Origin of the sequence: Thalassobacillus cyri (assembly GCF_900107755.1) — a bacterium.
GTDB lineage: Bacteria > Bacillota > Bacilli > Bacillales > Halobacillaceae > Thalassobacillus > Thalassobacillus cyri.
On record NZ_FNQR01000007.1, the window covers coordinates 181,000 to 205,578 of the forward strand.

The 24,579-nt window shown below is 43.3% G+C and carries 21 protein-coding genes; 9 read left to right on the top strand and 12 right to left on the bottom strand.

Going from position 1 to position 24,579, the window contains the following annotated elements:
- Positions 1 to 928: 928 nt before the first annotated feature.
- The 3 genes from BLV00_RS10625 to BLV00_RS10635 are packed head-to-tail and all read right to left on the bottom strand — an operon-like array spanning position 929 to position 3,502.
- Positions 929 to 1,444, bottom strand: coding sequence for an acyl-CoA thioesterase (locus BLV00_RS10625; RefSeq protein WP_093044955.1), 516 nt, complete (start codon positions 1,442 to 1,444; stop codon positions 929 to 931).
- A gap of 13 nt (positions 1,445 to 1,457) precedes the next feature.
- Positions 1,458 to 2,810, bottom strand: a complete 1,353-nt coding sequence (locus BLV00_RS10630) for a sensor histidine kinase (RefSeq protein WP_093044956.1) — start codon at positions 2,808 to 2,810, stop codon at positions 1,458 to 1,460.
- A complete protein-coding gene (locus tag BLV00_RS10635; RefSeq protein ID WP_093044957.1) occupies positions 2,807 to 3,502 on the bottom strand; it encodes a response regulator transcription factor in 696 nt (231 codons plus the stop codon). The genes BLV00_RS10630 and BLV00_RS10635 overlap by 4 nt, the downstream gene beginning before the upstream one ends.
- Before the next feature lie 179 nt (positions 3,503 to 3,681).
- Here BLV00_RS10635 and BLV00_RS10640 point away from each other — a divergent pair, with 179 nt between their 5' ends.
- Positions 3,682 to 4,827, top strand: a complete 1,146-nt coding sequence (locus BLV00_RS10640) for a S1C family serine protease (RefSeq protein WP_093044958.1) — start codon at positions 3,682 to 3,684, stop codon at positions 4,825 to 4,827.
- Positions 4,828 to 5,614: 787 nt separating this feature from the next.
- Here BLV00_RS10640 and cls read toward each other — a convergent pair.
- The 4 genes from cls to BLV00_RS10660 all read right to left on the bottom strand — a co-directional run bounded on the left by cls (position 5,615) and on the right by BLV00_RS10660 (position 9,182).
- Positions 5,615 to 7,066 (bottom strand): cardiolipin synthase, encoded by a 1,452-nt coding sequence (gene cls / locus BLV00_RS10645; RefSeq protein ID WP_245728942.1) that lies wholly within the window; start codon positions 7,064 to 7,066, stop codon positions 5,615 to 5,617.
- A gap of 138 nt (positions 7,067 to 7,204) precedes the next feature.
- On the bottom strand, positions 7,205 to 7,747 hold the full coding sequence (locus BLV00_RS10650) for a transcription repressor NadR (protein ID WP_176791455.1): 543 nt from the start codon (positions 7,745 to 7,747) through the stop codon (positions 7,205 to 7,207).
- Between the two features lie 92 nt (positions 7,748 to 7,839).
- Entirely contained in the window at positions 7,840 to 8,664 is an 825-nt protein-coding gene (locus BLV00_RS10655) for a PRD domain-containing protein (RefSeq protein WP_176791457.1), read from the bottom strand.
- Positions 8,665 to 8,687: 23 nt separating this feature from the next.
- Positions 8,688 to 9,182 carry a PTS sugar transporter subunit IIA gene (locus BLV00_RS10660; RefSeq protein WP_093044960.1) on the bottom strand — a complete coding sequence of 165 codons (495 nt, stop codon included), beginning with the start codon at positions 9,180 to 9,182 and terminating at the stop codon, positions 8,688 to 8,690.
- A 271-nt stretch (positions 9,183 to 9,453) separates the two neighbouring features.
- On the opposite strand from BLV00_RS10660, the gene BLV00_RS10665 reads away from it, so the two are divergent.
- The 5 genes from BLV00_RS10665 to opp4C are packed head-to-tail and all read left to right on the top strand — an operon-like array spanning position 9,454 to position 15,199.
- Positions 9,454 to 10,482 carry an ABC transporter ATP-binding protein gene (locus BLV00_RS10665; protein ID WP_093044961.1) on the top strand — a complete coding sequence of 343 codons (1,029 nt, stop codon included), beginning with the start codon at positions 9,454 to 9,456 and terminating at the stop codon, positions 10,480 to 10,482.
- Positions 10,479 to 11,504: an ABC transporter ATP-binding protein gene (locus tag BLV00_RS10670; RefSeq protein ID WP_093044962.1), complete on the top strand. Its 1,026-nt coding sequence runs from the start codon at positions 10,479 to 10,481 to the stop codon at positions 11,502 to 11,504. Before BLV00_RS10665 ends, BLV00_RS10670 begins: the two co-directional genes overlap by 4 nt.
- Positions 11,505 to 11,541: 37 nt before the next feature.
- Positions 11,542 to 13,275 carry an oligopeptide ABC transporter substrate-binding protein gene (gene opp4A / locus BLV00_RS10675; protein WP_093044963.1) on the top strand — a complete coding sequence of 578 codons (1,734 nt, stop codon included), beginning with the start codon at positions 11,542 to 11,544 and terminating at the stop codon, positions 13,273 to 13,275.
- 38 nt (positions 13,276 to 13,313) lie between these two features.
- Positions 13,314 to 14,279 carry an oligopeptide ABC transporter permease gene (gene opp4B / locus BLV00_RS10680; protein WP_093044964.1) on the top strand — a complete coding sequence of 322 codons (966 nt, stop codon included), beginning with the start codon at positions 13,314 to 13,316 and terminating at the stop codon, positions 14,277 to 14,279.
- A gap of 11 nt (positions 14,280 to 14,290) precedes the next feature.
- Entirely contained in the window at positions 14,291 to 15,199 is a 909-nt protein-coding gene (gene opp4C / locus BLV00_RS10685; protein ID WP_093044965.1) for an oligopeptide ABC transporter permease, read from the top strand.
- Positions 15,200 to 15,286: 87 nt separating this feature from the next.
- Here the strand turns inward: opp4C and megL are convergent, their stop codons facing one another.
- Complete coding sequence (megL, locus tag BLV00_RS10690; RefSeq protein ID WP_093044966.1) at positions 15,287 to 16,495, bottom strand: methionine gamma-lyase; 1,209 nt, start codon at positions 16,493 to 16,495, stop codon at positions 15,287 to 15,289.
- Between the two features lie 172 nt (positions 16,496 to 16,667).
- Between megL and BLV00_RS10695 the strand changes: the two genes are divergently transcribed.
- The 3 genes from BLV00_RS10695 to BLV00_RS10705 all read left to right on the top strand — a co-directional run bounded on the left by BLV00_RS10695 (position 16,668) and on the right by BLV00_RS10705 (position 19,842).
- Complete coding sequence (locus BLV00_RS10695; RefSeq protein ID WP_093044967.1) at positions 16,668 to 18,245, top strand: FAD-dependent oxidoreductase; 1,578 nt, start codon at positions 16,668 to 16,670, stop codon at positions 18,243 to 18,245.
- Between the two features lie 248 nt (positions 18,246 to 18,493).
- Complete coding sequence (gene rarD / locus BLV00_RS10700) at positions 18,494 to 19,393, top strand: EamA family transporter RarD (protein WP_093044968.1); 900 nt, start codon at positions 18,494 to 18,496, stop codon at positions 19,391 to 19,393.
- A 71-nt stretch (positions 19,394 to 19,464) separates the two neighbouring features.
- A complete protein-coding gene (locus BLV00_RS10705; protein ID WP_093044969.1) occupies positions 19,465 to 19,842 on the top strand; it encodes a PH domain-containing protein in 378 nt (125 codons plus the stop codon).
- A 31-nt stretch (positions 19,843 to 19,873) separates the two neighbouring features.
- Here BLV00_RS10705 and BLV00_RS10710 read toward each other — a convergent pair whose 3' ends face one another.
- The 4 genes from BLV00_RS10710 to BLV00_RS10725 form a co-directional block, all read right to left on the bottom strand.
- On the bottom strand, positions 19,874 to 20,326 hold the full coding sequence (locus tag BLV00_RS10710) for a hypothetical protein (protein WP_093044970.1): 453 nt from the start codon (positions 20,324 to 20,326) through the stop codon (positions 19,874 to 19,876).
- Positions 20,327 to 20,448: 122 nt separating this feature from the next.
- Positions 20,449 to 21,948, bottom strand: coding sequence for an alkaline phosphatase (locus tag BLV00_RS10715; RefSeq protein ID WP_245728943.1), 1,500 nt, complete (start codon positions 21,946 to 21,948; stop codon positions 20,449 to 20,451).
- A 199-nt stretch (positions 21,949 to 22,147) separates the two neighbouring features.
- Complete coding sequence (locus tag BLV00_RS10720; protein WP_093044971.1) at positions 22,148 to 23,368, bottom strand: NAD(P)/FAD-dependent oxidoreductase; 1,221 nt, start codon at positions 23,366 to 23,368, stop codon at positions 22,148 to 22,150.
- A gap of 190 nt (positions 23,369 to 23,558) precedes the next feature.
- Complete coding sequence (locus BLV00_RS10725; protein ID WP_093044972.1) at positions 23,559 to 23,756, bottom strand: DUF2188 domain-containing protein; 198 nt, start codon at positions 23,754 to 23,756, stop codon at positions 23,559 to 23,561.
- Positions 23,757 to 24,579: the final 823 nt, after the last annotated feature.

Genomic DNA, 24,579 nt, shown 5'->3' on the forward strand with positions numbered 1-24,579 from the left:
GTCTATCACCCTTATTGTTAAGCTTGCTCTATTATAACATTGAAACCCTAGAGTTTCTTATCAAGAAGAATTGGCAGAATGCTATTCTACTGCTGACTCTGAAATGGAGATATTTTCGTAAAAATAATGGCTCTGTTAAAAGCTGGGGTTGATTTTCCATAAGAGGCATATTCAACTAAAGGGCCGAAAAGTCGAAGACTTGATTTCGAGATGTTTGTCTGAATAAGGGTCCGTGGGGAACGACTCCCTTTCCGCGGGCATGCGCTGAGCCTCCTCAGACTTCGTCTTCCGGGGTCTCACCTGTCATTTTCATCCCGCAGGAGTCTCGCCGTTCCCCACCGTACCTTCCCATAGGAAATTCTCGAAATCACACTTGTGGTAAACTGCCCCATGATGATAGAAAGAAGACTATGTGCCCACTACCTTCTTTGTAAATGCCTCAAGGTGAAGGTTTCAGTTTCAGCTATACACTCTTTCTCTTTTTAAAGGGGACGTTTATTACAAAACTGGCTGGATGGGCAGGGAATAGGCGGGATCCGGTAGGGCTTTAGTCCGAGTAAGCTTGCCAGATCCCCCGCAGGAAAGAAATGAATGCGTAATCGCCTTGGGAGACACGACACGCATAAGCAGAACAGCAAAAGGGAAGGGCTCTTTCTTCCCGTTGATGGACTGCTTATGTCGCGAGTGTCTAGGCGATGAAGCTGGAAAGCGAGTTGTTTCCCAGACCTTCCCACTCCTCTCATGGTAACGGATTCCACTATCTCGATACTGAGTCTTCAATAAAAGGGGGCTTAACTGTAAATTTACACGGAAGTTTAAGAGAACCAAAATAAGAAAAACCAGACGCGGCCGCTGTGCATCTGGTTATCTCTTTACCCACCTTTAATTCTTTAACCCAGCCTTTATAAAAGAATGTCAGCTCGTTTTTTTATTCTTTCCAAGGGAAGGCTGTCCCAAATTTTTTGGCTAGTTCTTTCGATTCTTTGCTTCGTTTCTTTCTTTGTGCATGACGATCCGGGGCACCTGCGTGCAGCCATTTTTCTTCATCTGATTCCGGGCGTACAGGAGAAACTGGTGTAGGCCGGTTATTTTCATCAACAGCTACCATTGAGACAAAGGCAGTAGTACATACCTTTCGCTCACCGCTCAATAAATTTTCAGTTATCGCCTTTACGAATACTTCCATCGATGTATTATGGGTCCATGTTACATAGCTGACGAGACAGATGGTATCCCCTTCAAAGACGGGTTCTAAAAAGTCGACAGAGTCAATGGAGGCTGTCACCACTGGCTTTCGGCAATGACGCGTAGCGGATATCGCTGCCACATCATCGATATAAGCCATTAATTTTCCTCCGAATAATGTCCCGTGGCTATTCGTGTCCGGTGGAAGGACGTGTGAGTTCTTTACTGTCAATGAATCAATACATGCTTTCGTTTCCATTACATTCTCTCCTTTAGTGCTCATGTGGTATAGTCGGCTTTGGAAGCAGAATTTTAAAAGTCGTCCCTTTGGCATCCTTATTATTTTGTGCGACAATCTTTCCTCCACTCCGTTCAATGATCGCTCTAGAAATAGCTAGACCAAGTCCGGTCTCTCCTTCTTTCCCTTTGATAAATCGTTCAAATAACTGAGGGAGAATTTCTTCAGAAATACCAATGCCATCATCCTTAATTGCAATTATGATATGATCTGCTGTTTCCCTGGTGTTTATTTGCACATTGGATTCGGCATGACGGATACCATTAGCAATAATATTAATCAGGGCTTGCATTACTTTCTCGGGATCTACATATAGGTTGTACGATACTGTCTGTTCATAATCAAGCTCTATTCCCTTTTCTCTGGCGAGCGGGTACAGCCCTTCTTTGGCTTGTTCAATCAACTCATCAATATCCATATTTTCCGGATGATAGACATTTTCATCACTATCCAGTTTAGCCAATAAAATCATTTCATTAACAATCTTCTTCAACCTTTCCGTTTCCTTGATCATGACAGACAATCCTTTATCTGCCGCCTCCCCTTCGAACACTCCATCACGGATTCCTTCAGCATAACCCTGAATCGACATCAACGGTGTTTTCAATTCGTGGGAAGCGTTTTGGAAGAACTGTTTCTGGGTGCGGATATAATTCTCTAACTCAGCAGCCATGGTTCGGACACTATGTTCGACCTCTTCAATTTCTCCACTCGCTTTCACCGGTTTTAGTTCCTGGAATTTGCGGTGCTCAATCTTCTTAAGTTCTGTTTTCAACCGGATCAACGGAGTCACTAGTCTCCGGTTCATAAAATGACTGATGGCTACCGCCAGCAGCAAGCCAATGAACAATACGAAGATCATCCGCCACGCAAACATCGTTTGGACAGCCTGCAAGTCTCTCAGCGGCGTAGCTAATACTAAGATGACACCATCTGCCTGAGGGGTGAAGGCGAAATCGTAGACGACAAAGTCTTGTCCCTGGCTTTCCCATAGATCTTCCTCATGTAAAGTATCGTCATATTGACTTGCCCAGGCAGCAGCAGTTTCTGGTGGTAAAGTAGAAAACAGGATCTCCCGCTTGCTGCGGTCGAACATCAACACACGGAATTCACTATCCCTTAAAAGCTGGGATAATTGATTCACTTTTAGAGGGCTATCTTCTTCATTTAGTAACTCTATCAACAATTCCCCTCTACCTTCCAGCTGCCGCTTTTCATCTTCAATCAGCATATTAAGAATCAGCGAATAAAGGATAAAAGCAGTAATCGACATGACGATGATAATTAATGTTGTGAATGCAACATTAAGCTGATGGAGCAGCTTCATGATTCCACGCCATCTTCCCTAAGCCGGTATCCGTAGCCCCAAACCGTTTCTAAAGGAATATCGACCAGCTTTTTTCTTAATCGTTTTACCAGATCGTCTACAGCACGATCGCTGCCGAAGTAATCTTCACCCCATACTTTTACTAATAATTCCTCGCGAGAAAAAGCACGGTTGGGATTTTGTGCAAGCAACTTCAGCATATCGAACTCTTTAGCAGTCACTTCCACCTCTTCCTCATTCCAAAAAGCACGCCGTTCCTCCATATAAAGTATCAATCCTTCCACTTGAAGGATTTCCTTATCCGCTGGAAAAGCAGCTTTATTCATCGCTTCCCAACGTGTCAGCTGCCTTTTTACTCTGGCCACCAATTCCCGTGGACTGAAGGGCTTGGTCAAATAATCGTCCCCTCCGAGTTCCAGCCCTAATATCCGGTCGATCTCCTCATCTTTAGCAGAAATGATGATGATGGGGACTTGTGAGCTTTGCCGCACCTGTTTACAAAATTCATACCCATCCATCCCTGGCAGCATGATATCGAGTACCCATAGATCAGGTGGAGCCTGTTGGAATAATTCCCAGGCTGCTTCTGCAGATTCCATCTCGTTCACATGGTAGCCACCTTTCTCCAAATAAGCTTTGACGATATCACGGATATTCGGGTCATCTTCAACAATTCCAATTGTTTGTTTCACATTAAATCCTCCTTCCCCACCTGTCTGATTCTATATTCCCATAATTGATAGGGTGTAGTTCCTCTTCTTTCTCATTTTACACATTTATTCCACATTTTCTCCAATCTCGTGCCAAACCTGAAACGTAAACTGATAATTGTCCAGGTTAGGAAATATCATTTTAAAGGGGTCCTGTTTATATGACTACAGAGCAACAACAGCAAAGGCGTAGAAAAAAACGCGCCTATTTTGCTTATGGAGTTTTCGGGGCGATAGCAGCTCTTTTTCTCGTTACCACTATATTTCAATGGAAAGGCATTTCCATTAACATCAATACAGAACAGCCGACAGCCCAAGCCAATGAGTTGAATATCGGGAAAGAAAAAGAACCCGTTACCCAGGCTGTTGAAAAAGCTGGAGGAGCTGTTGTCGGAATCTCTAATATAAAACAAAGCAGCCCGATGTCACAAAAATCCGGTACAGGTTCAGGGGTCATCTACAAAAAAGAAGATGGGAAAGCCTATATCGTCACCAATCATCACGTAGTTGAGGGTGCGAGTCAACTGGAAGTGATTTTGAATGACGGTACAAAGATTGAAGCTGAACTTGAAGGAAGCGACCCGTTAACTGACCTTGCCGTTTTAAAAATAAATGATCAACACGTCAAGCAGGTTGCCGAATTAGGCAAAGCGGAAGACGTAGAAGTAGGGCAAACAGCCATTGCCATCGGCAACCCGCTTGGAATGGAATTCGCCGGGTCAGCCACAAAGGGTATCATCAGTGGATTGAACCGTAACATTCCGGTCGATATTAACAAAGATGGTCAACAAGATTGGCAGACAGAAGTTATTCAGACAGATGCTGCCATCAACCCTGGTAATAGCGGTGGCGCACTCATTAATCTTCAAGGCGAGGTAATCGGCATTAACACGATGAAAATCGCTAAAAATGAAGTGGAAGGATTAGGCTTTTCCATTCCTATGGATGTGGCGAAGCCGGTCATTAAGGATTTAGAAACTAACGGTGAAGTGAAACGTCCTTATATGGGAGTTTCCTTGCAGGATGTGCGGCAGATACCTGCTAATATCCTCACCGACCAATTGAATCTCCCTCCAGATGTTCAGCACGGTGTCATTGTCGGTGGTGTCAAGACCGGGTCACCTGCAGCAAAAGCCGGACTTGAACAGAACGACATCATCACGGAAATCGAGGGAAATAAAATTGAATCCCTGGTAGACTTGCGTCAATACCTTTATAAAGAAGCTGAAAAAGGCCAGGAAGTAGAATTGACAGTCTATCGAAATGGTGAAAAAATTAAATCCAATTTAGAATTATCAGCACAGTAAAACAGCGTGAAACAACCTCCCCCCTAAATATATAAAAGAGCCTGCACCTTGATTGCCAGAAAGGTGCAGGCTTTTTTAGTGGCATGAAAACATGAATTCCCGTACATTTAACATTTTTTCTAATGCAAAATCTTCTATTATAGGGCCGTATAATGGAAGACTCGATTGCGAGGTATTGTAAGAGGGTAAGGGCGTTGGGGAACAACTCGCTTTCCGTGGGCGAGTGATGAGCCTCCTCGAGCTGACGCTCTGTGGGGTCTCATCTAACACGCATTTCCCACAGGACTTTGCATTTTCAACTTGACTTAACCCACGCACGAAGGAAATGCGTAGCATTTTCGAGGAGTCTCGCAGTTCCCCTACGCCCTTTGCCATAGGAAGTTCTCGAAATCACACTTGCGGGGAATACAGCCCATGATATTTGGAAGAAGATTTCTGCCCCTTTATATCCTCTATAAATGCTTCAGGATGAATTTTTTGTTGTGCACAATTCTCTTTTTGAAGGGTCCTTTTAATACAAAACTGGCTGGATGGGAAGGGCTTTAGCCCGGGGAAGCTTGCCCAGGTCCTCCGCAGGAAAGAAATGAATGCGTAATCGCCTTGGGAGACACGACACGCATAAGCAGAACAGCAAAAGGGAAGGGCTCTTTCTTCCCGTTGATGGACTGCTTATGTCGCGAGTGTCTAGGCGATGAAGCTGGAAAGGGAGTTGTTTCCCAGCCCATCCCAATCTTCTCATGGTAACAGACCTCACTATCTCGAAACTGAGAGTTAACAGAGCTAAAAATTAAAGGATTGGTGATAATAATCTGGCGATGGATTCCTTGAAACGTATCCACTTCGATCGGTGTTTATAAAGTTGAATTGTCAGCTGGGTTGAATCGATGACATCATCCAGGAAACTATCCTCCAGTTCTTTCGCTAAATCCGGGTGATAAAGGAACGCATTCACTTCGAAATTTAACCTGAAACTCCGAACATCAATGTTAGCAGTTCCGACAGAGGCAATCTTTCCATCTACCACAATCGTTTTAGCGTGTAAAAAGCCTTTCTGATAAATATAAATCTTTGCCCCGGCCTCTAATAAATCTCCGACATTCGAATAGGTCGCCCAATATACAAAGGGATGATCAGGCATCCGCGGAATCATCACCCTGACATCCACACCAGACAGGGATGCAATTCGCACAGCATCTAAGAGACTGTCATCCGGAATAAAGTATGGTGTCTGGATATAGACGGAATCTTTTGCTGAGAGAATCATTTTAATATAGCCATGCTTTATTTGTTCCCATTCCGAATCTGGACCGCTGGAAACGATCTGCATAGCGACATCTCCCTTAGGCTCAGCCTGGTAATACCGGTCTTCATAACTGATATCCTGCCTGGAGGCATGATTCCAATCAAGAATGAAACGGGTCTGCATGTTATGCACGGCGCCGCCTTCTACTCTTAAGTGGGTATCCCGCCAATAACCGAACCTTTTGTTGAAGCCAAGGTATTCGTCTCCGATATTAAACCCGCCGATATATCCGATTTTGCCATCAATGATTGCAAGTTTTCGGTGGTTTCTGTAGTTGATTTTCATATTCAACTTAGGTATCAATGCAGGGAAGAAAGCCTCTACTTCAACGCCGGCCTTTTCTAGTCTTCTGACGAATTTTCTGCTTAATGTCCTTGAGCCCATGTCATCAAATAACACACGAACTTTAACACCTTGTTTGACTTTTTTGATGAGAACTTCAGATAATCGCTGCCCAAGCTGGTCATCCCGTATGATGTAATAAAGCAGGTGGACATGTTCCTTCGCATTTTCAATATCCTCAATCAAAGCATGAAATTTTTCTTGCCCGTCAGTAAATATTTCAACCTGGTTATCTTTCGTTAATAGAGCGTCGTTATTTTTTAAGTGTAAGTAAAATAAGTCTTCGAAAGTTTCAAGTTCCGTATGATCCAATTTCAATGTATCTTGTTCAATCGAGCGAAGCTGATCCTGAACTGCGGCTAACAGCCCAAGCCTGTTCTTTTTATCCCATGTGAATATCTCTTTTTTACTCAGCCTTCTTCCAAAAATTAAATATAGTAAAAACCCCCCGACAGGAATGAATAATAACACCATCAACCAGGCCCAGGTGGCGCTGGCATCCCGCCGTTCTAAGAAGATGATGGCAAATGCCAGTAAAACGTTGATGACAATCGTTACACTGAATAGATAAGGGGCCATTGCAAAGTCCAGCATCTACCTCACCCTTCCTCGACTAAAAAATAGCGCTGACTAAAATATAGCATATATATCTTCATTCAAAAAAATCGAAGGAAGAGATACGCCATGCTTTCATATCTCTTCCTTATCTTATTCGTTGTGGTTGCATTTGCCTCATGATTTTAATAAGATGCCTTCTTTTTTCAATGCTTCTACCGCTTCATCCAAAGCTTCTTCGCTTTCAGCTGCTACCGTATGCATATGAATGCCATCGGTCAACTCTGACAGGAACGATGCTTTCGTCTCTCTGATATTATCTAAGAATTTCTGTACGTCCCTGCGATTCCAAACCAAAACGGAAGCGGTCAAGTCACCATAGACCGGGTGTTCCACCGTTACATCTTTAATGAACACCCCATGATCAACCAGAATAGTCAATTCTTTTTCCGTTTGGTCAGGCGTATGCTTTACAGCGATTGTGCGTTCAACTGGAGGTGTATCTATACGGTCCATCATGTAGATATATCCCTGGCTTGTCGCTACAATTGGTTCATTCTTAGCTTTCAATAATGAAACATCTCCAACAATCACTTGTCGTGACACTTCCATCTCCGCAGCGAGTTCGCTTCCCGTAATCGGTTTTTCACTGTTTTTAAGCAGTACCAGAATATCCTCACGCCGCTCGGAAGCTTTCGGTTTTTTTTGATCTTTCACCATGCTCTCTCTTCCTTTCCTGTCCGGTTATCTTATACTTATTTTATCATAAACATGCATTGGTACAGGAATAGCAACAACGCTTATTCATAAGTCTAAGCTTTGGCTGCCCGGTGGATATGCAAGGTTAAATAACCGATTTCCGAGGATGGGAAATGGATGTCACATTTCTCTGACAGATACGTAGTCATATCTACGGCACACTGGTAAGCTTTTTCGTATTTTTCCTGGATCATCACTAACATGTTCTTGTCCACCATGTTAAATTCTGATTGCTCTGTCGTCCTTTGTATCGCACGATTCAAATGGGTCACTAAATGCTGATAGGCAACATTATCTTTGGATAAAACCTTCTTATAATATTTCTCTATCCTCCAAATAAGATCACGAATGATAACTACTTGTTTTACGGATTCACCGGTGCCCTCATGCATCCATCTTCCACTATGAATGAAAATGGCGATATGCCCGGCCTCTCCTTCCGGCAGTTCACGATCAAGCCTCTCTTTAATCGTGCGTATTGCCCATAACCCAACTTGAAATTCTTTGGCATATAATATACTTATTTCTTCTATTAAGCCATTTTGAATCGTTACATGTTTAGGTGGATCGCTTAATAAAAAGGATAGGTGATCCGCTAGTTCTAAATGAACAGAATCACTCAACTTTGTCTGTAAAAAATCTTCTGCATGCGTAATGATATCTTCTGTCAGGCGAATGATCTTTTGCGGTACCATATGAAGAAACTCCTCATACTGTTCGGTATCATCATTCATATCAATTACCTTGTCAATTTCATTATCATAGATCGGGTCTCCATTTCTTTTATTTGCAGCGATCCCTGCTCCTATTACAAATTTTTTTTGATCTTTAAATGAAGTAATGACGATATCCTCATTAAGCACTCGTTCAATCCTCACAGTCATCTCCCTCTCACGATAGCCTACTTGATTTGTATGGTCATAATTAGTGTGTCCCCACGAACAGCTTCCTCTATGGTGTGGCGGTCCATCTGGTCAGCGACTTCATTGTAATTAGTAATGATTACAGGAGTTATCGTACTCTTTGCTCTTTCCTTCACAAGGTCCATGTCAAACGTTATTAACTTGTCCCCGGTTTTCACTTTATCTCCTGCCTTCACGTACCCTTCAAAGCCTTCCCCTTCCATACTGACGGTTTCTAAGCCGATATGAACCAGGACTTCGACCCCGGTTTTCGTCTTTATTCCAACAGCATGATTGGTATGAAAAATTTGGACGATTTCTCCATCCACAGGACTTACCACTGTTCCATCGGTCGGCTCAATCGCCACACCTTCGCCCATCATCCTTTCGGCGAATACCGGATCAGGAACTTCACTTAGGTCGACGACCTTTCCATCGACAGGGGCAATAACTTTCACTTCACTACTGCCTTTTTTAAAAAGGTTTTTAAACATCAATTTCATCCTTTCTAATTATCAATATGAAAATCAATAAAAAAACCATGGACTGAGTGTAAAATCCGCTCATAAACTTCTTAAATATATATCTTTTATTACCCTATAAAAGTAACAATCATTCCCCTCAATCAAAATCAAAATATATTATTATTAATATTTTTCAATTTTTGTAAAGTAATTGTAAAAAAGGATTGACGTTCCATATTTATTTGGATATGATGTTACACAAATAGTAATAATTTACTGAAAATTTAAACAGGGGTGTATTATGAATAACTTTACAGATCTTCAGTCCCAACCGCCTTTGCTGGAAGTAAACAACCTGGAGACCGCCTTTGAAATTGACGGAGAATGGCATAATGCCGTAGATAATGTCAGTTTCCAGGTGAAACCCAAGCAGGTAATTGGTGTGGTAGGCGAGTCTGGCTGTGGAAAAAGCGTGATGTCCTTATCCATCATGAAACTTTTGCCTAAAGGAATCGGAAAGATTCGCAATGGAGATATAAAATTCAATGGAATAAACCTGGAAAAATTAAATGACAAAGAAATGAATAAAGTACGCGGTAAAGACATCGCAATGATCTTCCAGGAGCCAATGACTTCTCTGAACCCAGTATTCACCATCGGTTTTCAGTTATCAGAATCCTTACATAATCATTTTAATATATCGAAAAAGGATGCTCGTAAAAAGGTTATCCATCTACTTGATAAAGTTGGAATTTCCCGCCCTGAAAAGGTTGTGGATGAATACCCTCACCAACTATCCGGGGGAATGCGTCAGCGTGTCATGATCGCAATGGCGATTGCCTGCGAACCAAAATTGCTGATAGCTGACGAGCCTACCACTGCTTTGGATGTTACCGTCCAGGCGCAAATCCTCGAATTACTACAGGAACTTCAAACAACAAATGATATGTCAATCATCCTAATCACACACGACCTCGGTGTCGTAGCCGAAAGCTGTCATGAAGTTATCGTCATGTATGCAGGAGAAGTAGTAGAGCAGACGGATGTGGTCACCTTATTTGAAAGCCCGAAGCATCCTTATACGCAACTTCTGATGCAATCTATTCCACGTATGGATCAGGAGGAAGAAGTGCTGGCTTCAATCGAAGGTATCGTCCCTTCCCTGAAAAATATGCCGAGACAGGGATGCAAGTTCGTAGATCGCTGTCCAAAAGCGATGGATGAGTGCCGAAGCATCACCCCCCAATTAAGAGAAAGCAGCCCCGGTCATGGCGTGAAGTGCCTCCTTTATGAGACAAGCTGGGAGCAGGAAGGGATGAAAGCCAAATGAGTAACGTTGTAGATATTCAGCATAAGGAGCAGTCACCTCCCCTCCCTACCAACCATGAAACATTATTAGAAGTTAAAGACTTAAAAACCTATTATCCCGTGAAAGGCGGCTTTTTCCGACGAACAGTCGGACATGTCAAGGCTGTTGATGGAGTTAGTTTCACATTAAAAAAAGGGGAAACACTCGGACTTGTGGGAGAGTCCGGCTGCGGTAAATCTACCGCTGGCCGTACCATTTTAAAGCTGTTGAAACCTACCGGTGGCAGTATTGTGTTTAATGGTGAAGATATTACGAAAATCCGTGGTGGCCGGCTAAGAGAACGCAGAAAAGATTTCCAAATGGTCTTCCAGGATCCCTATGCATCTCTAAACCCAATGCAGATGGTCGGCGATATCGTATCAGAGCCAATCAAAAACTATTATCCCAGAAAAAAGGCGAAAGAAATCAAACAGGAAGTTATGGAATTACTGAACCGGGTCGGATTACCTGATGATGCTTACTATAAGTATGCACATGAATTTTCCGGTGGTCAGCGTCAGCGGATCGGCATCGCCCGGGCACTTGCCCTTAAGCCGAAACTGATCATAGCGGACGAGCCAGTGTCCGCACTTGATGTATCCGTACAATCACAAGTGTTGAATTTGCTGAATGAACTTCAAGACGACTTCAACTTGACCTACCTCTTTATTGCCCATGACCTCAGTGTCGTCAAACATATGAGTGACAAAATCGGCATCATGTACCTCGGTCATATCGTAGAAATCGCAGACAAGAAATCCATTTATGAAGAACCGCTTCACCCATACACGCAAGCATTGATCTCTGCTGTTCCTGAACCAAATCCTAAAAAGAAAAAGGAACGAATCGTGCTCGAAGGAGACGTACCAAGTCCTGAAAATCCTCCATCTGGGTGTCCTTTCCATACAAGGTGCCCGGTGGCTGTGGATAAATGTTCCACCATCAAGCCAGAATTGAAGGAGGTGAAACCAGGACGCCAGGTCGCGTGCATTCTGGTTGATTGATCTGATTCATTCATTAACTATTACAGGGGGTAACCACATGCAAAAGAAGAAATCTTTTTATTGGCTGGCAGCCATGCTGCTGATCATGTCTTTGTTTATGGCTGCTTGTAGCAATGGCGAGGATGAAGCTGGAGCAGCAGAAGATGACAAAAAAGAAACAGAAGGCAATGAAGGCGGCGAAAAAGCAGCTCAAGAAGGCGGAACAATCGTCTACGCTCTTGATGCAGCGCCTGAAGGCCTGTTCCACTGGAACTGGTATGGCATCCAAACGGACGCGGAAGTTCTTGGTCTGTTTGATGACAACCTGATCACTTTTGATGAAGAGTTGAAGCCACAGCCTAATATTGCGAGCTGGGAAACAGAAGATAATAAAGTCTTCACCTTCAAATTCCAAGAAGGCGTTAAGTGGCACAATGGTGATGAACTGACTGTCCATGATTGGGTATTCTCTTTGGAAACCCTTGCTCATCCAGATTACGAAGGTCCTCGCTATACAAATGTCCAAACGGTTGAAGGTGCAGAAGCTTTCCGTAATGGAGAAGCTGATTCCATTTCTGGCCTTGAAGTAATCAATGACTATGAAATTAAAATCACATTTGATAAAGCACGCGTTAATAACCTGTTGAACCTTTGGACTTACCCGATGAACCGTAAAGCATTCGAAGGCATCGAAGTCGCTGACATGGAAGGTTCTGACCCTGTACGACGTACACCAATCGGTACTGGTCCGTTCAAAGTCAACAAAGTGGTATCTGGTGAATCTGTCGAGCTTGTAGCCAATGAAGATTACTGGCAAGGCAAGCCGAAGCTGGATAAAATCATTATTAAAGTGGTCGACAGTACAGCCGTTACTGGCGCTCTGCAAAACGGAGATATCGACGTTGTAAGTGTCCATCCAACGATCGGTAAAGACGTGGAAGCTATGGAAAACGTTGATTTAGTAACCGCTCCTGGCCTTTCTTATTACTATGTAGGATTCAAGCTTGGTAAATTTGATAATGAAAAGAAAGAAGTCGTCGAGCAAAAAGAAAAGTATGCGGATAAAAAGCTTCGACAAGCAATGATGCACTCCATCAACCGTGAAGAATGGATTGAAGCTTTCTTCGGGGGTTATGGCGATGTTGTTAACCGCCCTGTACCTACCGCTCACTGGATTGCAGCTGACAACGATGATTTGAATACCTATCCGTATGACCCTGAAAAAGCGAAAGAAATTCTGGATGAAGCTGGCTATGTGGATACAAATGATGATGGTTTCCGTGAAGACCCTAATGGAGATGAGTTTGTTGTCAACTTCTCCCACTATGCAACTGGCAACCCGACATTTGAGTCCCGTGCCAAAGCCCTTACCCAATATTGGGAAGAGGTGGGCTTGAAATCCACACTTGAGATGATCGAAGTCAACCAGTATTACGACATGGTTGAAAAAGATAACGAAAATATGGAAGCCTTCTTTGGCGGCTGGGGATATGGTGCCGACCCAGATCCATCCGGTCTTTGGAAATCTGACCAGCTTTGGAACTACCCTCGCTGGGTAAATGAAGAAAGCGATCAGCTTTTGGAAGATGCGCTTGACGTGGAAATTGTGGGAACGGACGAAGCAAAGCGTAAAGAACTTTATGTCAAATGGCAGCAAATTGTCAATGAAGAGCTTCCTATGCTATTCATTACCGAGCTGCAAGAAATTTATGGTATGAACAAACGCGTTGGCGGTTTGACATTAGACGTTTCTGGTTTCAACAGTGCACACGAGTGGTTTGTGACAGAATAAGCCTCTGGTCAATCTGAAAAAAGATAAGGAGCATACTCATGTTAAAGTATACTTTGCGTAGAATCTTAGGCATGATTCCGATGCTTCTCCTGATATCCATTGTAGTGTTTTCCCTGGCATTATCTATGCCAGGGGATCCTTTCGGTGGGGAAATTGATCCTAATAATACTGACCCTCAATATATAGAAGAAATGAGAGAAAAAGCAGGACTTAACGATCCGGTTCATGTACAGTATGGCAGATGGATTTCTAATTTTATGCAGGGAGACTTCGGTGAATCAACACGCTATAAAATGCCGGTGGCTGAACTTATCGGTGAACGTATGCCGAACACGCTTTTTCTAGGTATCACCTCACTAGTCATTACATATATCCTCGCATTCGTTATGGGCATGTATGCTGGCCGGAAACCTTACACGACAGCTGATAATTTAATCGGAGGAGTCAATTACCTCGGCTTGGCCGTCCCCTCTTACATTGCGGGTGTCTTTGCCATTTATTTCTTTTCCTTTAAATTGGGCTGGTTCCCTTTCAGTGGGTCTGTCGATATAACTCTGCAAAATGGGTCCTTTGAGTACTATCTAAGCAGGCTCCACCATGTATTTTTACCGGCAATCGTATTAGGGGCCCTTGGTACAGCCAGTTATACCCAGTTCTTACGGAATGACATCATTGAGAGCAGCCGGAAGGATTACGTACGGACTGCCCGTGCAAAGGGTACTCCAGAAACTAAAATTTACAACAAACATATTCTAAGGAACTCGATAATTCCATTAATAACCTTCTTAGGTTTTGACATCGTCACTTTGATCAGTGGTGCAATCATTACAGAAGCGATATTCACCTATCCGGGTATCGGCCAGCTTTTTCTGGATTCTATCAACAACCGTGATTACCCCGTAATGATGACATTGACCATGATGTTCTCGTTCCTCGTTTTATTTGGGAACATGATCGCTGACCTGTTATATGGAATTGTCGACCCAAGAATTCGTGTAGACTAGGAGGGCTGAACATGGCAGAAGTAATCAATGATACATCCATTACTAAAATCAAAGTCCAAAAGTCATTGTCACCATGGGCAGTCGCAAGAAGAAAATTTCTCCGGAATAAACTGGCTATGGTAAGTCTATTCTTTTTGATGACCGTCTCTATCCTTTCTTTTCTGGCACCCTACATCACTACTGCCGATATCACAAGAGTAAATATAGGTTCCATGTCTCTGACACCATCGTCCGAGCATTGGTTCGGAACAGATAAAAGCGGACGTGATGTGTTCACCAGGCTGCTGTACGGTGGGCGAGTATCTTTGCTTGTCGGCATCTCCTGTACCTTGCTGATCATTACATTCGGAACTTTGATCGGTGCATTGGCAGGATTCTTTGGCGGCATTGTCGATGCCTTACTCATGCGATTCACCGATTTCATTTTGAACTTTCCCCTGCTCGTATTCGTCATCGTCCTGAACGCTGTATTTTTCGGAAAGCTCGGCGGTGTTCCGGTGCTTATCGCAGTAATCAGTGTTCTCGGATGGGGCGGGGTAGCACGTCTTGTACGAAGTAAAATACTATCTGAGAAAGAGAATGAATATATTCTCGCAGCCATCTCAATCGGTTCCAGACCTGCTAAGGTAATCATGAAGCACCTGCTTCCAAACGTATTGTCTACCATCATAGTACAGGCAACCCTTACCTTTGCAGCGATGATTGTAGTCGAATCAGGTTTGAGCTACCTTGGGTTCGGTGTACCTGCGGAGACACCAAGCTGGGGCAATATGCTGGCTGCATCACGAGAACCCGATGTGCTGCAAAATATGCCTTGGATTTGGATTCCACCAGCTTTGACTTTGGTCATTACCATTTTATCCATTAACTTTATCGGAGAAGGTATCAAAGATGCCTTGAATCCAAAATCACTTCGTTAATAGAAAAAGCAGGAACCGATTGGTTCCTGCTTTTTTATGGCCGGTGTAGAGAAATATCACTCACTTTCCAAGGACGGATGTTGTTTTTTAATTATTAATTTTTTCTTTTACGGCTGGTAACTTACTTAATGCCTGCTCCAGGTCGGACCAAATGTCTTCCCATGCTTCCAATCCGACAGAAAGACGTATCATTTGATCAGTAATCCCCATTTTAAGCCTTTCCTCTTCTGGCACGACCGCATGTGTCATGGTAGCCGGATGCTGGATCAAACTTTCTGCGTCCCCAAGACTGACAGCAATCTGTATGAAAGATAACAGGTTCAGTAACTCTTGGGCATTCTCTTTACTTCCTTCGATTTCAAAAGAGATAAGCCCTCCTCCCTGCTTCATTTGCTTTTCCTTGATGGAATAGTCAGGATGGTTCGTATCACCTGGATAATATACCCGTTTAATCCCAGAATGCTTCTCCATCTCTTTGAAAATCCTTTCTGCATTAAAGGAATGGCGATCCATCCTTACTGGCAGTGTTTTCAACCCTCTAAGCAGGAGCCAGGCATCAAAGGGTGACATCACTCCGCCGATATCCTTTTGAGTCGTCATGGCTACTTCGCTTAAAAATTCTTCTTTTGCCACAACAAGGCCAGCGATGACATCGCCGTGCCCGCCAATATATTTAGTAGCACTATGAATAACGATATCGCAGCCAAGCTCGAGAGGCCGCTGTAAATACGGAGTGGAAAACGTATTATCGACGACAACTGGTATATTGTATTCTTTTGCTATACGGGAAATCATCTCTAAATCCAGCAGGCGCATCGTTGGATTGATCGGTGTTTCAATATAAATGCAGGCAGTGTTCGGTTGAATTCTATTCCGTAACTCCTCTTCTGTTTCCATTAAACTGAAATCACTTGTAATATTATATTTCTCTTTCATCATACTCAATAGTCCAAATGTACAACCGTATAACCCTTGTGAGCAAAGGATATGGTCATCTGCTTTTGTCAATGCTACCAGCACAGCTGATACAGCAGCCATCCCTGAGCTGAACGCAAGTCCCATTTCCCCGCCTTCCAGTTCAGCGATTTTTTCTTCGAGCGCACGAACAGTCGGATTTCCTAAACGAGAATATATATAGCCTTCTTCCTCCCCTGCAAACCTTCTTTCTCCTTGTTCCGCAGAATCAAAAGTGAAGGTAGACGTTTGGAAAATCGGCGTGGAAAGACTTCCTAAGTGTTGTTTTGAATCGTATCCAGCATGGATTACAGATGTTTCAAATCGTTTTGATTTGTTCATTTTTTTCTTCTCCCCTTTTTGAAAAATCTCCCTCTTCTTTTATCATATGTGAAAATCTCCCTTTTTGAAAGCGTTTACAATAAACTTATTTGATTTCTTCCCATCCCTTTTCACATGAAAAATAAACAGTTGGTAAACCTAAGTAGAAATGAAATCAATAGGAGGATTTCTTATGAAAGAATCGAGAAAATGGGAACAACCTGAACCCCTATGGCGTGAAGATACCAAACTCAAGAAATTCGATCCCCTTGAAAAAGATGCTACTGCTGAAGTTGTCATTGTGGGGGGCGGAATTACAGGTATTACTACAGCTTACCTGCTGGCCAAAGAAGGTCGTGATGTAGCTCTGCTTGAGGGCAGTGAGTTATTGAATGGTACAACCGGACATACAACAGCCAAAATCACCGCCCAGCATGATTTGATTTATTATGAATTGATGCAGCATTTTGGTAAAGAGGGAGCCCTGGCTTATTACAAAGCTAATGATGAAGCGCTCCGTTTTATCAGAGGTACTGTAAAGCAGAACCAAATCGACTGCAACCTGCAAACCGAGGATGCCTGTATCTACTCTACTACCGACAACTATACAAGAAAGCTGGACAAAGAGTATCAAGCCTACCAGGAACTGGGAATCCCTTGTGAATATAAGAATGAGGTCTCTATCGACGTCGATGTGCAACAAGCATTGTATATGAAAGACCAGTCTCATTTCCATCCGCTGAAATATCTATCCTTTTTATTAGATGAATTTATTAAAAACGGCGGGAAGGTTTATGAAAATACTGTAGCGGTCGATGTTGAACGCGATCCGGAGTTATGTGTAGTGACTAAAGATGGCCATCGAGTGTCATGTGACAACATCGTTTCCTGCTCCCACTTCCCTTTTTATGATGGCACAGGATTCTATTTTGCACGCATGCATGCAGACCGTTCCTACGTAGTTGCGATCGAGCCAGAGCAGGAGTATGCCGGTGGAATGTATCTATCTGTTGACCAGCCTGTCCGCTCGGTCAGAAAATCCTCTTACGAGGGGAAAGAAATCTTACTGATCGGCGGAGAAAGTCACCGTACAGGGGAAGGTGTGGATACTGATTTCCATTACCGGGCACTTGAAGAGTTCGCTTCGGAAACATTCGGGATCAAGAAGAAGCTCTTCCAATGGTCCGCCCAGGATTTGTTTACCCTGGATAAAGTTCCTTACATTGGACAAATAACGAAGAATAAAGACCATATTTATGTGGCGACCGGCTATAAAAAATGGGGGATGACTTCAGGAACAGCAGCGGCTTTGCTATTACGGGACCAGATTACCGGTAAGAAAAACCCTTACACTGAACTATTCAGCCCGTCCCGCTTCCAGGCAGACCCAAGCTTGAAGAAATTCTTCTCGAATAACCTGAATGTCGCCAGTCACCTTCTTGAAGGAAAATCAGAGCGAGTCGGTTTTAGTCACGAAGCACTGAAAAAAGGGGAAGGCGGTGTCATTCAATACAATGGCGAGCGTGCCGGGGCCTATAAAGATGAAGACGGCCAGGTTTATCTTGTCGATACCACCTGTACGCACATGGGCTGTGAAGTCGAATGGAACAGCGGCGAACACAGCTGGGACTGTCCATGTCACGGGTCCCGCTTCTCCATTGAAGGGGACGTGATGGAAGGTCCGGCTAAACAGCCTTTGAAGCGCTTATCCATAGACAAGGATACCCAGGAAACCGATCAGCCGGAAAATGATATGCCAGAGCCTGTGTAATGAAGCAGATAGCCAGAATCCTTAAAATGAAACAGGATTCTGGCTATCGTTTTGTCGGCGTATAGGAGACAAAGAGTGCAAATGACAATTTCAACAATTAGGGAGCCACTTCAAGAGATTTATAAGATTATATCAAGTATATGAGTATCTCACTCTCCCGGTAACCCTCACACAAAAATACCATTGCTTTACTATACTAAATTCCCTTATAGTGGTAAGATAATGAGCTGCTAAGGGGGTTGATCTAAATGGAAGAAAATAAACTCGGCATTATCTATACAGGCGGGGCGTATGTCTTATGGGGATTCCTGCCTATTTATTGGAAGCTTGTCCAGGAAGTCCCACCGCTGGCTATCCTCGGCCACCGGATCGTCTGGTCGTTTGTTTTTATGACAGGTGTAGTCCTGATTTTACGCAAATGGTCAGCTTTCAAAGCGGAGGTACGGAGAACTTTAAAGAATAGAAAAAGCTCTCTGGGTATTACGTTTGCCTCGATTGCCATCAGTATCAATTGGCTGACATACATATGGGCGGTCAACACAGACCACGTCGTAGAAGCCAGCCTGGGATATTATATCAACCCTTTGGTCAGTATTTTGCTTGGCATGATTTTCTTCAAGGAGACCTTCACGCGACCACAATGGTTAGCGTTCATGCTTGCTGTGGCGGGGGTTGCCTATATGACCATCAATTTCGGTTCAGTCCCATGGCTTGCCCTATTATTGGCGTTCAGCTTCGGAGTATACGGTCTATTGAAAAAAACGGTCGATTTGAATGCCATATTCGGTTTGGCCATTGAAACCTTGATTATGACTCCTATCGCAGCTATCTATCTGGTTAGCCTGCCTCAGGGAAACTGGGGAGAAATCCAGTGGATATCGCTGACGTCGTTGTTACTATTCGGAGCAGGTGTCGCTACTGCCATCCCACTATTGCTTTTTGCCGGCGGAGCGAAACGGATTCCTCTATCCATGGTAGGTTTCTTACAATATATAGCTCCTACGATCATGCTGCTTATCGGAGTATTTTTATATAATGAACCATTCACTAAAGTTCATCTTGTTTCATTTTTATTGATATGGTCTGGTCTCTTGATTTACACTTATTCCAGGGTCAAGCGACTGCGTAAGTATGATCAAGCCGCTTAGCAATGCCCTCTGGTATTTGATATGGTAGGATGGAGTCAAGAACTTCTATTTAATGAAAGGGGCAATGAATGATGGGGCTGTTAGATGAATTAATGGGCAATGCTTCTGAAGTTGATATGAAGGACGTCGAAAAACAACTCGAGAAAGTAGTCACCGCTAATGAACGAATTGAGAAAGCATATAAAGTTTTAAGGGACATGATGATTTTCACGGATAAACGTATGATTCTAGTAGATAAGCAGGGAATGACAGGTAAGAAAATTGAGTTCCATTCGATTCCCTATAAATCCATCACGCATTTCAGTGTGGAAACAGCCGGCACATTTGACCTTGATGCCGAATTGAAGATTTGGATTTCAAGTACCTCGGAACCGATATCGAAACAGTTCCGCAAAGATAAAAGCATCTATGATATCCAGCAAGCAATCGCAGAATATGTAACCCAATAAAGAAAGCACAGGAGCATATCCTGTGCTTTTTCTATGTCTGCTCTACTTCTATAATTTCATCCAGTACAGGATAAGCGGCTTCTATTCCTTTTTCCGCCACCAGACAAGCAACCCCGAGTGGAGTCTGCCAAAAAGAATCAGGAATCTGCGGAGTTTTCAGGCCTGCCGGCTTGAATAATGACCTGTGAATTCTTTGCACATGCTGCTGGGTGAGCTGCCTGTCCTCCATCCGCTCTCCTCTTGCTATCAAGAATACATAGCGCATTGATTGGAAAAGGTTGTCACCTGGCATGAAGGTATATTCTTTGAATAACTTCAATTGTTTTACTACATCTTCTTTCAATCCATTCCTTGCCTGTAAATCGTCCAGATGGGCAAGCAGATGACTATAAACTTGCTGGAAAACCCTTCTTTTTTCTTCCTGCATGACTTTATCCGTATAAATTTCCTGCATTTTTTCATACGCTGAATCTTTGGTCCACATATTCAGTCGACCTCCCTTTCCCTAATTTGCAGCTTTTCTATCTTTATATTAACATTATTTTCCGACTATAAAGAAGGATCACCCTTCTTGAATTTGGGCGATCCTTCTACTATTTTCATAGATTATTCATGTCCATTCCCTTTTCCTTTTTCATGCCCTTTACCATTACTATTTTCGTGACCTTCACCTGTTTCTTTCTCGGGCTTTACGGAATTGGCAATCAAGTTGATAATCTCTGTATTGTCCAATACCCCTTCAAAGTCTTTGCTTCCTGCACCCGTAGCAAACACCGGCACCATATTACCTGTATGGCCGCCTGTATCGCTTTCAGCACGAATATCGGTATCTACTGCACCGACTTTATAATGATCAGCAATCACGGAGCCTATTTCCCAACCGACACGGTAAGCTGCATAAACTTCCCCATCATTGTCTTTCACATTTGAAAGGAACTCATCAACCTCTTGATCTGTTAAGTCGATAGCAGCATGTTCGCTGAATACCTGTTTTACACTTTCAACTGTGAATGTCCCTGACGATTCATCTTTCTCGAGCTGCTGTGCCATGTATTCCGGAGAAACTTCGATATTTTTCAATGCCTCCATATCCATTGGTTCAGTCGCTGACATCCCCATTGTCTCGTGGTCAGCCAAAACAACAACCAATGTGTCCTCACGTTCTTCTGACCACTTCACCACTTGTTCAACGGTACGATCGAATTCCATTGTCTCCTGCCATACCCCAGTCGCGTCAGCAGCATGGGCAGCATGGTCAATACGAGCACCTTCCACCATCAGGAAGAAGCCATCTTCATCCTGCGATAGTACATCCAAAGCTTTGTTCGTCATGGTTTCTAAGGTTGGCTCCTCACTGTTCAGCTCATCACGGTCAGTCTTATAGCTCATGTAAGATTCGTTGAACAAACCTAGTAATTTATCTGGTGTTCCTGCTGCTTCAAGGCTGCTTTCATCGGTGACATATTCATAACCTTTTGATTGGAAGTCATCGATCAGTCCGTTTCCTTCCTGGCGGGCAGCACTAAAGTAATTCTTACCACCGCCCAGTAATACATCATACTCGTTTGCAAGCATTTGCCGCGCAATCTCCTCCTGGCCTGACCATCTGTCCGCAGCGCTGCCACCAAAAGCCGCTGGTGTAGCATCTGTTACTGTATTCGTTGAAATGAGGCCTACTTTTTTGCCAGCATCTTGATATAAATCTAATATACTATCAACCTCTTCTCCAGCAGCATCTACACCGATGCCCCCGTTATAAGTTTTATTTCCAGTAGCAATTGCTGTACCGGCTGCGGCCGAATCAGTAACAAAGTTGTCAGCCGAATATGTACGCAGCAAGCCTACATTTTCTAAAGATTCCATGTAAAGCTCTTCGTTTTTCCCACCTTCCAGCAACCTGGCAATTTCCATCTGCCCTAAACCCATGCCGTCTCCAACCATGACAATGACATTCTTAGGAGAATTCTTATTTACCTCTACTTGTTCTTTTTCTTCACTATCTGCTGTAATCGAAAAAGGAAGTGTGTCAGAAGCAAACCCGAGAGCGCTTCCAGAAATGATGATACCTGTTATTATAACAGCTGATAATTTCTTCTTGATCGACATAATATCCCCTCCACTTGGATTTTTTGTAAAATTTTGAATGTAAATTCAGTGTAAATAATAGGTAATAGAATCGTCAACAATGGCCCCTTGAAACTGAAACATAACTCTAAAAACACTACCTATTTACTAGAATGCCAACTTTTCAATCTACGAATAACACAAAAAAGTCCCTTCACTTGAAAGGACTTTTTAGTATAAATTATTCATCAGTCATCATGCTTTCCGCTTCCTGCTTAATCGCTTGCCATAAAATCGGCGTATCTTTTGAGTGATGTTCCAGTAATTCAGGAAGATGTGGGGTGATTTTGTTCCAGACAATCGGGTTTGCAGCCATGGTATTCATATAAGCTGTTTCCTTTGATGACCAGGGCCGGAGCGATTGTATGTAATCCAGGGTCAATTCGTAAGAAGGCATTAACTGTTGATCCCGATTTTGATGGAACTCACTCATCACTTTGTCCCAATCAGCTCCGCCACTATATTGTTCGATCGCATCCGCTAATAAGAATGACTGCAGGAAGGCGTCGTTGATGCCAAGACCTGTGCTCGGATCCTTACTATGACCTGCATCTCCTATTAGTGCCCATCCTTTACCAAAAGGAGTCCGGAAAAAGTTTTCGACCCCTGCACTTCCGGTTAGACGTCCCTCCAATTTAGCATGCTTCATTCTATTATCCATTCGATAAAATTGCTGGTAGTGATATTCAAACATTTTCTGCGGCTTACCGGCAAATGCTTTGAATTCATCCGGGTGTATCTCTAAACCAAGACAATCTCTCCCGTGTTCCATCGGAAACAAAAACCCGATTCTACCGTCCTGGAGAAAAATTTCTGTAGCAGGCTCCTCCAGCGGTTCTATCCCTTGATAATATCCGTAAAATACCGGTCTAAGGGCTGGAAGTTCGTTATACTTTTCAGCACCCACCCATTCGGCTATTTTTGACCGCATCCCATCTGCCCCTACTACAATAGGAGCATGAATGTTTTCTCTTCTCCCACTTTCACCGACAACTTCCACGCCAAAAACCCGGACTGAGTTCCAAACGAGCCCGGTAACCCGAGTCTGTTCCCTCAACGCTACTGTCGGATTATCCAGCGCCTGTTTAATCAGGATATAATCGAGAAAATCCCGTTTAGGAGCCAGCGTATATGCTGTCCGTGGGCCTTCGACCAAACTGTCCTTTATGTAGGTCCGCATTCTTGTTATTTTTCTCAGTCCACCCTTTTCCACATCTTCCAATACACCCAATTGTCTTAAATAGTCAAGATGTGACAAGTGGTGGGTAGATAGTGTATCACTGGGAAATGATGCTTTATCGATCAATAACACCTTTTTCCCCTGTCTGCCTAATAATATCGCAAGACTCGCTCCCGATGCTCTTGCTCCTACAATGATGACATCATAGTCAGCTTGGTTCATCCTATCCCGCCTTTTCACCATTAATCTTATTTAAGGATAGGTGAATTTGAAGACTTTCGCTATTAGAAAAACTTGCTTGTCGCCAATTATTTATGACTTAGTATTTCTTATAATTTTATTTTTAACAAAGTTATACTTTCTTGAAGTACTAAACAACCTCCGCAATTTACAGATGCGGAGGCTTGTCGTATTAATACGTTCTCTCTTCGATTACTTCCTTATATTCATCCTGAATGGATAATTTACTTGGCTTATTTTCTTGCGCCATTTGTTCTGCTTTTTCAATGGCTACCGATTTTTCATCGTATAAATCTGTCGGAGCTGTATCCTCAATTTTTACAAACCAGCCTGTTACATCTTTGTTAGGTTCTACACTATATTGTTTCATGTTATACACTCCTCTTCCTTCGTTCTTGCTACCTATGTTCCCGCTTTGTTCTTCTGTAAAACATCACCAGCTTTATCTGAAAATATAGGCTCTGTTAAACGTTGTTGTCGATTTTCCATAACAATCTCAATTCAATTATATGGCTGAAAAGCCGAAGACTTGATTTCGAGATACTCTGGGTCCGATGCCGAGTCAAGCTGAAGGGAGGGTGAAAAACGATTCGCTTTCCAGCTTTATCGCCTAGACACTCGCGACATAAGCAGTCCATCAACGGGAAGAAAGAGCCCTTCCCTTTTGCTGTTCTGCTTATGCGTGTCGTGTCTCCCAAGGCGATTACGCATTCATTTCTTTCCTATGGGGGAACTGGCAAGCCTCCTCTAGCTAAAGCTCTGTGGGGTCTTGCCTCGCTCCTTCTCCCACGGGAGTCTCACCGTTTCCCCGCCACCCTATCCATTTTTTGATGTAACCCTACGTTGTAAGAAAATATCTTCTACATTCACTGAATGACAAGGCCCAATGAATCAGCAAACAAGCCCTTTTTGTAGCTGTTACTATGTTTGAATGATTCTGCTTACCGATGTTTCCGTTTCTCTTATAAACGCAAGGAGGTCCGGGAAATTGCGAGACTCCTCGAAAATGCTACGCATTTTCTTCGTGCGGTGTTTTTTCAAGAAGCTTATTCAAAGACCTATGGGAGGAACATGAGCGGTGAGATCCCGCAAAGGCGAAGTGCAGTGCACCCCTATTGTTGGACACTCATCTGACAATAGGAGGTGCTCTTATGAGCCAGTATACCCCCGAAGAAAAACTACACATTATTAAA